13 protein-coding genes are annotated in these 13,490 nt (G+C 55.7%); all 13 read right to left on the bottom strand.

Annotated elements, in window-relative coordinates:
• Nucleotides 1-20: 20 nt before the first annotated feature.
• The 13 genes from ACW73I_RS17030 to ACW73I_RS16970 all read right to left on the bottom strand — a co-directional run bounded on the left by ACW73I_RS17030 (nt 21) and on the right by ACW73I_RS16970 (nt 13,369).
• The gene (locus ACW73I_RS17030) at nt 21-980 is read right to left on the bottom strand and encodes a CobW family GTP-binding protein (RefSeq protein ID WP_458030628.1); all 960 of its coding nucleotides are present in this window, start codon (nt 978-980) and stop codon (nt 21-23) included.
• A 91-nt stretch (nt 981-1,071) separates the two neighbouring features.
• Nucleotides 1,072-2,067, bottom strand: coding sequence for a CobW family GTP-binding protein (locus ACW73I_RS17025; protein ID WP_458030627.1), 996 nt, complete (start codon nt 2,065-2,067; stop codon nt 1,072-1,074).
• Between the two features lie 33 nt (nt 2,068-2,100).
• Complete coding sequence (hisI, locus tag ACW73I_RS17020; protein ID WP_458030626.1) at nt 2,101-2,517, bottom strand: phosphoribosyl-AMP cyclohydrolase; 417 nt, start codon at nt 2,515-2,517, stop codon at nt 2,101-2,103.
• Nucleotides 2,514-3,299: a GTP cyclohydrolase FolE2 gene (gene folE2, locus ACW73I_RS17015; protein ID WP_458030625.1), complete on the bottom strand. Its 786-nt coding sequence runs from the start codon at nt 3,297-3,299 to the stop codon at nt 2,514-2,516. The genes hisI and folE2 overlap by 4 nt, the downstream gene beginning before the upstream one ends.
• On the bottom strand, nt 3,296-3,709 hold the full coding sequence (gene queD, locus ACW73I_RS17010) for a 6-carboxytetrahydropterin synthase QueD (RefSeq protein WP_458030624.1): 414 nt from the start codon (nt 3,707-3,709) through the stop codon (nt 3,296-3,298). Before queD ends, folE2 begins: the two co-directional genes overlap by 4 nt.
• Entirely contained in the window at nt 3,696-5,489 is a 1,794-nt protein-coding gene (gene thrS, locus ACW73I_RS17005; RefSeq protein WP_458030623.1) for a threonine--tRNA ligase, read from the bottom strand. Before thrS ends, queD begins: the two co-directional genes overlap by 14 nt.
• An 8-nt stretch (nt 5,490-5,497) precedes the next feature.
• Entirely contained in the window at nt 5,498-7,165 is a 1,668-nt protein-coding gene (locus ACW73I_RS17000) for a formylmethanofuran dehydrogenase subunit A (protein WP_458030622.1), read from the bottom strand.
• Nucleotides 7,166-7,224: 59 nt separating this feature from the next.
• The gene (locus ACW73I_RS16995) at nt 7,225-7,941 is read right to left on the bottom strand and encodes a DUF1826 domain-containing protein (RefSeq protein WP_458030621.1); all 717 of its coding nucleotides are present in this window, start codon (nt 7,939-7,941) and stop codon (nt 7,225-7,227) included.
• Nucleotides 7,942-7,951: 10 nt separating this feature from the next.
• Nucleotides 7,952-8,731 carry a ZIP family metal transporter gene (locus ACW73I_RS16990; RefSeq protein ID WP_458030620.1) on the bottom strand — a complete coding sequence of 260 codons (780 nt, stop codon included), beginning with the start codon at nt 8,729-8,731 and terminating at the stop codon, nt 7,952-7,954.
• Nucleotides 8,732-8,733: 2 nt separating this feature from the next.
• Nucleotides 8,734-8,967, bottom strand: a complete 234-nt coding sequence (locus ACW73I_RS16985; protein ID WP_458030619.1) for a hypothetical protein — start codon at nt 8,965-8,967, stop codon at nt 8,734-8,736.
• A gap of 147 nt (nt 8,968-9,114) precedes the next feature.
• Complete coding sequence (locus ACW73I_RS16980; protein WP_458030618.1) at nt 9,115-9,945, bottom strand: all3515 family Zur-repressed PEP-CTERM protein; 831 nt, start codon at nt 9,943-9,945, stop codon at nt 9,115-9,117.
• Between the two features lie 91 nt (nt 9,946-10,036).
• Nucleotides 10,037-11,251 (bottom strand): zinc metallochaperone GTPase ZigA, encoded by a 1,215-nt coding sequence (zigA, locus tag ACW73I_RS16975; protein WP_458030617.1) that lies wholly within the window; start codon nt 11,249-11,251, stop codon nt 10,037-10,039.
• Nucleotides 11,252-11,326: 75 nt separating this feature from the next.
• On the bottom strand, nt 11,327-13,369 hold the full coding sequence (locus tag ACW73I_RS16970; RefSeq protein ID WP_458030616.1) for a TonB-dependent receptor: 2,043 nt from the start codon (nt 13,367-13,369) through the stop codon (nt 11,327-11,329).
• Nucleotides 13,370-13,490: the final 121 nt, after the last annotated feature.

Genomic DNA, 13,490 nt, shown 5'->3' with positions numbered 1-13,490 from the left:
CCGACAGACGTTCTCGGATTTTAGCTGCGCTCTGTACCCAAGTGGATTAATAAGTCATTGGCCAATTTTTCCGGATTCGAAATCGTGATCAGCACCAAGCGGCTACGCCTAGCCTGGTTCGGTCGGTCCGGTATTGAGACGGGTGGATATAAATGACCAGCCGCGCCGTGCACCGCAAAAGGGGTTGCGCACTCAGGGAGATAAATTACGCCTTTGATTCGAACAACTTCATCGGCGTGGTTTGCCAGAAATGTTTGCAAAGTGACTTGCAACCACGACCAACTTAGCGTGTTCTCCAGATACAGGGAAATGCTGCGAAAGCCATGTTCCGGCAAGGCTTGGCTAGCGGGGATATGCCGGAAAGCCGGCATTACCTGATTTTGCAAGATGGCAGCATCGAACTGTTCGAGCGTAGCCGCAAGCGTAGGCGTAGCCGGTGCCTGAAGCTTTAAGTATTCAATCAGTTCGGCGTGTTGCTCGGCGTCCGCCAGATCCGCTTGGGTCAGTAGCAACAGGTCGGCCCAAGCCATCTGCGCACGCGCTTCGGCATGACGCTCCAGTTGGACAATGGCTGACGGAATCGCAAGTGTGGCGATAATTTGTTGTAAATGATAGCGTTTGGACAACCAGGGTTCGCGCAGCAGCGTGTCCAATATGGGTTCGGGACTGGCAACACCGCTGGTTTCGATAATGACGCGTTCGAAAGGCTTTTGCTTGGCATTGTTACAGGCCATCCACAAGTTCTTCAAAGTGGGTGCCAATGCGCCCTTGATCTGGCAGCACAAGCAACCGCCCGCAAGCATGGTTATCGGAATATCCTGATTTTGCAGCAAATCCTGATCGATCGGCGTGGCGCCGAACTCGTTGAGCACTACCGCTGTCTTTATCCCGTCTGCCAACAGGCGGTTCAACAGTGTGGTCTTGCCGCTCCCCAGAAAACCGGTGATAACGATAACGGGAATTTTGGGTAATTCCTTCATAATGTGATCCGCAAAAGATAGGCAAACAAGGGTTTAAAGCTCATCAGGATTCTCAATGGGTTTTTAGCGACATTCACCGCAACTTTTTCTGTCAAGCTGTTACTTGGCACGATTCCAGTGCTTCCAGCATAACCTGTTTGGGCAAATTACGACCGATAAACACCAGATTGGATGCCTTGGTTTCGCCGTCTTGCCAAGGAGCTCCGAAATTCTCCGTCATCAGCATGTGTACGCCCTGGTAGATTACCCGCTTATCGCAACCCGCAATGTTCAAAATGCCTTTGTAGCGCAAAAGGTCGTTACCGTAGCCGCGGACCATAATGTCCAGAAAGGCCAGTATGCGAGCAGCGTCGAGTTCCCGCTCGGTGCGGAAAACGAATGAACTGATGTCGTCCTCGTGTTCGTGGCTGACGTCCTGCAGAAAATCCGGTTCGATTTTCAGGATATCGTCCAAATTGAAGCCGTCGATGTCCAGGATATCGTGTAACTCGGTTTCGCCGAAATGTATGCGCTTGATTGGCGCTCTGGGATTAATCGCTCGCAACCGGGCTTCCAGGTTGGCAACAATTTCCGTCTCTGCGAGGTCGGTTTTGGAGAGCAAAATCCGGTCGGCAAAACCGACTTGTTCCTGCGCTTCGTGGTGTTCCTGCAACTGCTGATGAGCATGCACCGCATCGACTACGGTGATAACGGCATCCAGTTTATAGTTTTCGGCGATGTCCGGTTCGATGAAAAAGGTTTGCGCGACCGGCGCCGGATCGGCCAGGCCGGTGGTTTCTATGATGACTCGCCCGAAATGAACTTCGCCGCTTTCACGCCGCTCGGATAATTCGCCGAGAATGCGCACCAGGTCGCCGCGCACCGTGCAACAAATACAGCCGTTGTTCATGGTGACGATTTGTTCGTCGGATTGCACCAACAATTCGTTGTCGATGCCGGTTTCGCCGAATTCGTTTTCGATCACCGCAATGCGCCTGCCATGGTGCTCGGTTAGGATGCGGTTCAGCAGCGTGGTTTTACCGGCGCCGAGAAAGCCGGTCAATATCGTCACCGGCACCGGGTAGTTGAGTTTTGAAACGGCATTCATAATACAGATTTCTCCAAAAAGATAGACAACTAATTAAACGGGCGTCTGCGGTGCGCTGATCATAAGCACGCGCTTGCCACGCACCGCATGATAGAAACAACTGCGGCGCCCGGTGTGACAAGCTGGGCCTTGCTGATCGACCAGCAGCAACAGCGTATCGCCGTCGCAATCGATACGGAGTTCTTTGAGCGATTGATAGTGACCTGAAGTCTCGCCTTTTCGCCATAAGCGTTGCCGCGAGCGCGACCAATAACAGACCCGGCTCGAGGTCAAGGTTTCCAACAATGCTTCCCGGTTCATCCAGGCCAGCATCAACACCTCGCCGCTGTCGTATTGCTGCGCAATGGCCGGCAACAGGCCGTCGGCGTTGAAGGGTAATTCGGCCAATACGGCATCCCACGGCAGACTGTCGCCGACAGCCAAGATTTCCGCACGCTTGAACAGGTTCATTTCACCCGCTCGATCAGCGCATACGCCGAATGGTTGTGTATCGACTCGAAGTTTTCCGATTCCACCGTGTAAGCGCCGATGCGCGGGTCGGCGTCCAACCGGGCGGCAACGTCGCGCACCATGTCTTCGACGAATTTGGGATGGTCGTAGGCGTATTCGGTCACGTATTTTTCGTCCGGGCGCTTCAGCAAGCCATAGATTGGCGACGAGGCTTCGGCTTCGACCAGCGCGATCAAATCTTCCAGCCAGACGAATTCCCGTGTGGCAACCGTTACGGTCACGTGCGAGCGCTGGTTATGGGCGCCGCGCTCGGAGATTTCCTTGGAACAGGGGCAGAGACTGGTCACCGGTACCACGATCTTGACCTTGGTGCGGCAGCCTTGGTCATCGATTTCGCCGATGAAGCTGACTTGATAATCCGACAGACTGCGCACGCCGCTGACCGGCGCGGCTTTTTCGATAAAGTAGGGAAAGCGCATGTCGATGTAGCCCGATTCGGCTTCCAGTCGGGCCAGCATTTCTGTCAGCATGACCGGGAACGAGGCGATGCTGATCTCCCGATCATGGCTATTCAAAATTTCGACGAAGCGCGACATATGGGTGCCCTTGAAGTCGTGCGGCAAATTCACGTACATGTCGAAGCGGGCGACGGTGTGTTGTTCGCCGCCGCTTTTATCCTGCACCCGCACCGGATGCAGAATATCCTTGATGCCGACCTTGTCGATCGCAATGCGACGGGTATCCGGGCGGCCTTGGATGTCTTCGATAGCGCAGGCGTTCATGCGGCCACCTCGCTGTAGCGGACGCAGGCGCTGTCGGTTTCCCATAGCGTCACGGCATTGACAGTCAAGCCGTTGCCGTTCAAGGTTTTCGACAACTGGCGGAAAAACCAGGCCGCCAGATTCTCGGCGGTGGGGTTGATGCGGTCGAAGGGTTCGATGTCGTTCAGAAAGCGGTGATCCAGGCTGTCGGCCAAATGCCGGGTTGCCGCCTTGATGGCTTTGAAATCGATGGCGATGCCGATGTCATTCAGTACTTTGGCTTGTACTTCGGTTTCGACTTTCCAGTTATGCCCGTGCAGGCGGCGGCAATCGCCGGGATAATCGCGCAAGGCATGGGCGGAGCAAAATTGGGCGTGGACTTTCAGGGTATAAAGGCCGTAAGTCGGCGGCTCTTGTTCAGAGAGGGTCATGGTTTTCAGTGTGTCTTGTCGGAGTGCCGGATAGGCAGGAAGGGTATTGGTTTTGCATGGACAGTTCGGTCAAGGCTTGCGCCAATGGCATGGTTTGTTGATGCCCGCCGTGCAACCAGCGCAGCGTGACTTGGCCTCCTTGCATCTCTCGCCGGCCGACCACGATCAACAGCGGCACTTTGGCCAAACTGTGTTCGCGCACCTTGTAAGCGATTTTTTCGTTGCGTAAATCGCTTTCCACCATCAAACCGGCGCCGCTAAATTGCTCGGCAACCTTCTGTGCATAGGCTTCGGTTTGTTTGCTGATAGGCGCGACCACGACTTGCAACGGCGCCAGCCAGAACGGCAGCCAGCCGGCGTAATGTTCCAGCAAAATGCCGGTAAAACGCTCCAGCGAACCGAACAAGGCCCGATGCAGCATCACCGGGGTTTGCTTGTTGCCGTCGGCGTCGATGTAACCGGCTCCCAGGCGGCCCGGCAGATTCAAATCCACTTGCAAGGTGCCGCACTGCCAGTCGCGCTCCACCGCATCGCGCAGCACGAATTCCAGTTTCGGCCCGTAAAACGCGCCTTCTCCAGGGCTATGCGTGTACGGCAGACCGCTGGTTTGCATGGCTTGGGTCAAGGCCTGTTCGGCCCGATCCCAAACCGCGTCGCTACCGACCCGTTGTGGCGGGCGGTCGGAAAGTTTGATGCGAATGTCATGAAAACCGAAGTCGCGATAGATGCTTAAAATCTGCTCGCAGATGTTCAAACTTTCCTGGGTAATCTGCTGTTCGCTGCAAAAAATATGGGCATCGTCCTGCGTGAAGGAACGCACCCGCATCAGGCCGTGCAACGCGCCGGACGGCTCGTACCTATGCACCTTGCCGAACTCCGCCAACCGTAGCGGCAGTTGCCGGTAGCTGCGCAAACCCTGTTTGAATACCTGTACGCCGCCGGGACAGTTCATCGGCTTGAGCGCAAAAATCCGCTCGTCCGGGGTCTGGGTGGTAAACATGTGTTCGCCGAATTTTTCCCAATGCCCGGAGGCCTGCCACAGACCGATGTCCATGACGTCCGGCGTGTTGATTTCCTGATAGCCTGCCGCCGTTTGCCGTTGGCGCAAGTAGTCGATTAGCCGCTGGAACAAGCGCCAACCTTTGGGGTGCCAAAATACCGATCCGGGCGTCTGCTCCTGGAAATGAAACAAATCCATGTCCCGCCCCAGGCGGCGGTGATCGCGCAATTCCGCTTCCGCCAATTGCTTGAGATGGTTATCCAGCTCGGTTCGCGTCGGCCATACCGTACCGTAGATGCGTTGCAGCATGGGTTGGCGCCGGTCGCCGCGCCAATAGGCGCCCGCCAGCTTCAGTAATTTGAAGGCAAGCCCGATTTGTCCGGTATCCTCGCCGTGCGGGCCGCGACACAGATCGGTGAATCCGCCTTGCCGATAGACGCTGATGGTTTCGCCTTCCGGGATGGCGGCCAGCAATTCTTGCTTGAAGCGTTCCCCATTCGCGGCGAAAAAAGTCTCGGCTTGGACGCGGCTCCATACTTCCCGCCGAATGGGTTCGCGGCGGCCAACGATCTCGCGCATGCGCTGTTCGATCGCCGGCAGTTCGTCGGCGGTCAGCGGTTCTGGAAACGCGAAATCGTAATAAAAACCGTGTTCGACGGTGGGGCCGATGGCGGCCTGTGCGGCCGGGTACAGCTCTTTAACGGCTTGTGCCAACAGGTGGGCGCAGTCGTGGCGTAAGGTTTCCAGGTGGGATTCGATGGCGGATTGCTTGGATTGCATAGCGAAAATTAAAGTGTTGCGATATGACGAAACCGCTCGCGCTCGAGATCATCGAAATCGGCGTCGTTGACGCCATATTGGCTGAGTTTCAAACTGTAGAAACGGTCGAAATGCTGCTTGACGGTGCGGGTGATGCCGGCGTCGTAAATCGGGCTGACGGTCTGCGCCAAGCCGGCTGGTCTGTCGATCACGACGCCGTCCTGCACCACCAGCCGGCCGTTTTTGAATAGCAGTGCGGCGTCGGCAAACATGTCCCGGTAATCGGGGTGCGTTTGGCCGGCACTCCGGTTCGGATCGTAAACGGCGAGGTCGGCCACCGCGCCGGGGGCGAGATGACCGCGGTCGTTGAGGCCCAGCAGTTTGGCGGCGGCGGAGCGGGTCATGGCCGCGACTTCGCTCAAACTCAATTCGCGTTTCAAGCCCGGCAATAGCGTCAGGGCGAGGGCTTCCTGATTCAGGTGCGCCATGTATTGCTGCCGGTAGTCGGCGTCCATCAGCAGTTGCAGCAGTTCCGGGTAGGCCGTGAACGGCGCGCCGTTGGGATGATCGGTGGTGAAGAACAAGCGTTCCGGAGCTTCGACCAATAAAAACAGTTCCAAACCAATCGCCCATTGCAGGGTGTTGACGAAGCTGGCCTCGCGGTAGCGGTACGGCACCACGCCGCCCGAGCCTTCGGTTTCGGCGTCCCAGATCACGTACTTATTGGGACTGGCGTCGGCGTGGCGGCTGTATTGGGCAATCACGTCGCCGGAGATGGTGACGGTCTGGCCGAACAGTACCTGGCCGACGTCCATGGTGATGTTGGGATGGCGGTTGAAGGCTTCCAGCAGTTTGGACGCTGCCGAGGAAAAGCCTTTGGCGCCTTCGCTGCCGTAAGCGTAAAACTGCACGTGGGCCAGGTGCATAGGCAAGCCTTGCGCGGCTTCCATCGTTGCGACGATGGTATCGACGTTGCCCGGAATGCCTAAGTTGTTGCAATGCACGTGTACCGGATGCGGCACGCCAAGTTGGCAAGCGGCGGTTTGCAGGGTTTGCAGGATTTGCCGTGAGCTGACGCCGTAATCCGGCACGATATCGTCGAGACCGAATTGACGGGCATTCGACTTGAACGCATTGGCGCCGCCGGCATTGATTACTTTCAAACCCAGGGCGCGGGTGGCGTTCAGGGTCCAGGCCACGTAATCGTTGATCCGGTTTTGGCCGGCCTTGGCGCGCATCAATCTCAACAACAAATCGTCGTTGCCCAGTATCGCCAGCGCGGCGGTGTCGATGATCGGGATATCGGCCATTTGCAGGTGCACATCCAGCGCGTTGACCGGCAGCATGGCCGGTTCGACCACGGTGGTGTACCCCATGCGGGCGTAGCGGTAACCGGTGTCGGTAGTCGACCACTTGGCGGTACTAAACGCATGATTAAGCCGCCGCGCCATGTGGTTGCGGTGCTGTTCCGGCAGCAACAGCCGGGCGGTGTTGATATTGCCGCCGGCGACGTGGCTGTGAATATCGATGGCGCCGGCCATTACCACTTTGCCGGTCAAATCGTACACCGCATCGAAACGCGCGTTCGGGCCGGGGTCGGCGACAATGGCGCCATCTCGCACGAACAGGTCGCGGATTGCGCCATGCAGGTTTTGCGCGGGGTCGTAAATCGCGCCATTTTGCAGTTTGATCAGCATGGGTCGGTTTGGATAGTTGATAGAAGTAGCCCGGATGCAGCACAAAGAAATCCGAAGGGTTACAACATATCCAAGGTCAACAACAGACGGCGCGGTTGCACGGCGGTTGGCTGCGGCGAGCGGTGTATCAGGCCATGGCCTTCATTGCCTTCCCAGTTTTCGCCTTTCATCAGACCTACCCCGTAGGCCGGCATTTGCCTAATCGCGGTCGGATCGGCTATCAAACCGGATTGGTCATCCGGCAAGCCGCAGCCGCCCATCCCCAGTTTGGTGCGATCCAGAGCGTATTCGGGCAGCCATTCGGTGCCTATGCCGCCGTAGCTGCAAATCATCCTGGCCGGCACCCGGTCGACGTGAAAACGCGGGCACATGGCTTTATCCAAGGTGCGCAGGCGCAGTCCGGCTTCGCGCAGTCCGAAAAGTTCGCAAAACGCGCCGGTCAGCCAAGCGACATCGGCGGTCCAGGCCTGGTAGCCCGGGATTTTAGAGGCTTGCGGCCAGATCAGGGAAAAATCGAAACTCAAAGGATTGATCGGTCGGCTGATCTCGATACGGGTTTTTGCGTCGAGCGCAGCGTAAACGAAAGCTTCGATTGCTTTAGGCAATGGCCGTTGGATCAGGCACAAATTGACGCCGTCTTCATAGATACGGGCGAGATCGGCAAAATGATTGGACACGACGGTTTTAGTCTCGTATCGCCGTTCCACCGGACGGAACGACCCCTTGGGCATGTACCGCGATATGGTTGGTTGAGCAAGTGGCGGGCGGGCAAACATGGTGAGCTCCTTAAGGGTTTAACAGGGTTTGTTCGAATAAGACGATGGCTTGCATAAAAGTGATGCCCAGCGCAAATGAAGCACTTTGGCCGCCGAGATGGCGCAAGGTCGAGCGTTCGTGCAAGACCGGGATCAGGTCGGATGCGGCGATGTAAATAAAGCCGCCGGCTGCGATCGGCAGCAGCACGACCAAGGACGATTCGGCGACCTGGCTCAGCAGCAACGTGAACAACGCGCCGGGTACGATGCTCAGCGAGCAATAGAAGTTGTACAGCACCGCTTGCCGAGGCGGGTAACCGCCGCGCAGCAAGGCGCCGACGTCCCCTAGTTCCTGCGGCACTTCATGGGCGACGATCGCCACTGTCGTGGTCAATCCCAAGACCGGATCGGCCAGAAAGCTGCCGGCAATCAGAATGCCGTCGACGAAGTTGTGTATCGCATCGCCGATCAAATTCATTTTCGCCAACGGCAGAATCTCGCTGCTGGCGGGTCGGGTATCGACATTGTGGTCGTGGCGCCAACGTACCAGTTTTTCCAACACGAAGAAGCCGAACACGCCAAGCAGTACCGTCATGCACACCTCGCTCACCGAGCCGTGGCGGGCAACGGCGTCCGGGATCAGATGGATGAAGGCGTCGCCGAGCAGCACACCGACCGCCAACGCCACCAGAAACGGCACGATGCGTTTCAAGGTGTCAGGTTGTAGCCACAACGCGAATGCGCTGGACAGCGAACATAAACTGACTGCCAGGCAGGCCGCGATGGTCGGTAAGGCAATGTCCACGTTCATGGCTATCCTCGGTCTTTCATAGAACGGTAATCCCGGTGAGAGCTGTAGATAAAATCGGCTAGGCGGTTGGGGAGCACATGCGAAACGAAATGGGCCAGCATGAAACCGAGCACGAGCACAAATACGCTGGACAGCGCATGTTTGTGGGTCTTGTCGTCCAGCAACGGGATGACGATGCCGAGGATGATGAGCACTTCGGCGCCGATCAGGTGTAAATAGTTATCGGCGTTATTCATAAATGAACCGCATGCAGGTAAACCTATCAAAAAAGGCCGCGCTCGCTCTATGCGAGTGCGGCAAGCAGGCACCAGGTAAATCGGCATATATGGGTCTCCGAACCGCAGCAGGGAAGTACTGGCTTATTAACCGTTTGCATGTTGGAATCAAGCCGGTGTTGCATTTGGTTTGCGTGTTAAGCCAAGCAGTCCCAATAAGCCCGATAGGAATAGCCACGCAGCAGTCGGCACCGGTACAGATACGGGGCTAAAGTCGAAATAAAAACGTCCCGAATTGATGTTGGCGTCATTCAGACCAATCAAACGGAATTCAGCAGAATAGGTACCCGGCAAGGCGTTGGCGGCGGTCCAGAAGATAGGCGCGAATTCGTCGTCTAAGTAGCTGTCCAGGCTGATGGTGTCGCCATTGGCGAACAGGTTGTCATTTTGCTCGTCGCCAACGAACAGGCCAGGGGTGGAGGAGAGCAATTGCAAGCCGATCGAAGTGTCTCCCAATAAATTAGACCAACGGTCGGCGCTGCTATTGAACAGGATCTGCTCTTCGCTACCGGCTTCATGACCGGTCAAGGCATCGACTCGCGCGAAAGTCAAGTGGCCGTACTCGGATGGGTTGTTTTGTGAGGTCAACTTGTCGCCGTATAAAATGCTCGACCCCAAAGTTAGCGACAGCGGCGCTTCCAGTGAAGAAATTTCCGGTATGCGGTTGTTGCCGTTGGTATCGTTGACAGTGGGCGATGCCGCCGGGCCTGTGTAACTATAGGTGCCAATCCCGTGATAGTGGTTGCCGTGATTGAATAACAGGGTCAGATTGCCGGCGTTGGGTTCGGCCAAGCCGTTGTAGGTGCCGGAAGTTATGCTAGACCTTCCGTCGATACCAATGTAAAAACCGGCTAAATCGGATTCGTGGGCAGAGGCCGAAGGCGACAGGCTCAGACCGAGTGCGACTAAGGTTGCGGAAACGGTATTGGTTATTTTCATCGAATTCATCTCCTAGAGGTGTATATTTGGCCGTGAATATCGCGTTGAGGCGAGATTTCAGGGCCGGTTGAGCGGTTCGGTTTCGTATTCATTACGCGAACCAAACCGGAAACGGATCGGGGTAAGCGCGCCAGCTCTCCGGCCCGGCAGCCAGTTCCGAATCGGTTAGCAAACAAGCGTCGAGTTCGCGGCGGATTTGTTCGCTATTGAGGTTTTGGCCGATGAACACCAATTCCTGACGGCAGTCGCCGTAGGGCTCTTGCCATTGTTCGCGGATGTCTTGCAGGTATTCCTCCGGCCATTGCGCTTTGGGAACGGAAGCCCACCAGCGCCCGGCCATACCGTGACGCATGATGCCGCCCGCCTGCGACCAGCTACCGGCGTGTTCCGGTCGCGAAGCCAGCCAGAAAAAGCCTTTGGAACGCAGCAGCGTGCCGTTTTCCCATTCGCCTTCATGCAAGAGTTGATAAAAACGCTCGGGATGAAACGGCCGGCGGGCACTGTAAACAAAGCTGCTGATGCCGTATTCCTCAGTCTCTGGAATGTGCTCGCCGCGTAGCTCCTTCAGCCACCCCGGCGCTTGTTCGGCTTTATCGAAATCGAACAGACCGGTATCCAGCACCTTGGCCAGATTGACTTGGCCCATCATTATCGGCACGATCTCGGCATCCGGATTCAAGCTGTGCAGGATGGCTTTCAGATTAGCGATTTCGGCCGAACCAATTAAATCGATTTTGGAGATCAGAATCACGTTGGCGAATTCGATTTGATTGACCAGCAAGTCGGCGACATTGCGTTCGTCGTCTTCGCCTAGCGCTTCTCCCGCTTCCTTCAGACTCAAGGCTTCCTGGTAGTTGCGCATGAAGTTGACCGCGTCGACCACGGTCACCAGCGTGTCCAGCCTCGCGATGTCGGACAGGCTGACGCCTTGCTCGTCGCGGAACGTGAAGGTTTCGGCAATCGGTAAGGGTTCGGCGATGCCGGTGGATTCGATCACCAAGTAATCGAAGCGGCCTTCCTTGGCCAGTTTGCCGACCTCGGTCAGCAAGTCCTCGCGCAGGGTGCAGCAAATGCACCCGTTACTCATTTCGACCAGTTTTTCCTGGCCGCGATTCAGTTGTACCTCGTTTTTGACCAATGCGGCGTCGATGTTGACTTCGCTCATATCGTTTACGATCACCGCTACCCGCCGGTTTTCGCGGTTGCTCAGGATGTGGTTGAGCAGCGTAGTTTTGCCGGCGCCCAGAAAACCGGATAGGACGGTGACTGGCAGTTTGTTAGGTTGAGACGAATTTAAATTGATCATGGCGATGTTATATTGTAGCAATCAATAAACCAAAAAAAGGCGCGCTTAACGGCGCGCCAGGAAGGTTGGGGGGGATTAATAACTCAATCTAAAGCCTATTTCCGCGCCGCGACCCGCTTCCGGTGCGAAATTGCGCAAGTAGGACGTCGAATTGCGGATGTTTTGGTTGAGCAAATTGTTGCCTTTGGCAAAAACCATTAGTTTGCTGTCCTGATAGGCCTTGAGCTGGTAGTTCAGTCCGACGTTTAACAGGAAATAACCGGCTGTCGAGGTTTCGTATTCGCCGGCGTAAGGCTGGGAGTCGACGCGAGTAAAGCGCAGATAGCTGGATAATTGCTCCTTGCTGTAATCCAATTGCATGCCGTAGCGCAAAGGCGGCATGCGCGGTACGTCGGCGCCGTAATTGAATTTGCCTCGGGTATAATCGCTAAACAACGTCAGTTCCAACAAACTATCGCGATGCTCCATTACTGGGAAAATCAATTTGGCTTCGTAGCCTTTGAAGACGGCATCGGCTTGACCGACGCCTACTACAGGTACGCAATCGACGACGCAAGGGGCGCCGTCCTCGTCAACGAATTGGCCGGTGCGGTGCTGATAGATGTAATTTTGAGCCCAATTGTGGAATAAGTCGATTTCGGCCCGCAGCCAGTCGCTGTTAAAACGATAGCCTACATCCAGGTTATACGAGGTTTCCTCTTTTAAGCTCAAACTGCCTTTTTCATAACTACGGGTCGCATCGTGATAGCCGTCGGATAATAATTCCTGTATGTAGGGCGCTCGTGACGCACGGGTGATGGCTACATTCAACTTATTGCTGTCGTCAAGCGTCCATACAGCCGATACCGACGCACTGACCGGTGTGTAACTCAAAGTTTGATAACCGTCCGGGCGAATGTCGGTCTGTTCGACGCGAGCACCGAACTGGTAAGTAACCGGACCGATATCGAAGGATTCCAAGGCGAATACGCCGTAGCTGGAAATATCCGAACGGGGCACGATGCTCTCGCCGCTGAGTTTTTCGATGGCATTGAAATCGCTGGATTGTGCTTGAAAACCGACGGCGCCGCTCAACGGGCCGATATCGTGATGGTTTAGCTCGATGCGGCCTTCGTAAGTTTTGTTGGTGAAAAATGCACCGGGTTCGCCATTAGCGATTTCGGTATGTTGGTAATCGGTGTAACCCAGTCTGGCGCGTATCGTTTTGGCGAACCGGAACGGGTTGTTCAATTCGCTTTTGAAGTCGTATTTGTTTTGCCGCATAGCGATTTGTACGGTCTCTTCGCCGGTGCCGTCCGGAGGAATCCCGTAATTGTTGTTGATGTTGTTGATCGATGCGCCGGCAAAGCCGAAATCGTCTATCCACGACATCCCGGCCGAACCGCTGATGGCTTCGGCACCGGTATTGTTTATATAGCCTCGTGAGTTATCCACCACGTCGAGCGACGGATCGGTAATCGCTACGTTGGCGGTGTCGATGGCTTCGCCGGCGATGCCCAGGTTGTCGCGATGGCGATAAAAGCCGTCCAGATGGTAAGCGATGTTGCCTTTTCCGCCATCCAATTTCATCGCGGTGGTGGTCTCGTCACTGATGGAGTCGAAGCGTTGTTCCAAAGCACCGCCTAAAATCTTATCGGGTATCGTTCCGGGAATGCGGTTATCGATGATGTTAACCACGCCGCCGATCGCACCGCTGCCATAGAGCAGGGTTGCCGGGCCTCGCAATACTTCGACGCGGTCGGCGAGCAAGGGTTCTACACTGACGGCGTGGTCCGGGCTGATCGTCGAAGCGTCGTTGCTGCCGATGCCATTGTTCAACACGCGTACGCGAGGTCCGGTTTGTCCGCGAATGACAGGTCTCCCGACTCCGGGGCCGAATGATTCGTTAGTAATACCTTGTTCGTTTTTTAGGGTTTCGCCGATGCTGTGGCCGGTTTTCATCTCTAATTCTTCACCGCTTAAAACCGTTACCGGTGTGGCGCTTTCCGATAGTTTCACCGGTAAAGGGGCCGTAATGATCATCGGTTCGAGCTCAATGGCGGCTTGATCATCGGCTTGGGCGGACAAAACATAGCCGGCAGATGCGGCAAGTAAAATGAGTTTTTGGGCTTTAATCATGTGTGTTGACCTGATGTTATATCTTCACATATCTCGAACAAAACATTTACGCGGGAATAAGCGGTTGACTTGCATTTGGCATGGATACTTTAAGGTCCGTTAATGGTTTGTGTTGTTATAA

The sequence above is a fragment of the Methylomonas sp. MgM2 genome (assembly GCF_054172045.1).
The sequence above is the reverse complement of the archived record's forward strand: the minus strand, read 5'-3'. Positions and strand labels throughout refer to the sequence as shown.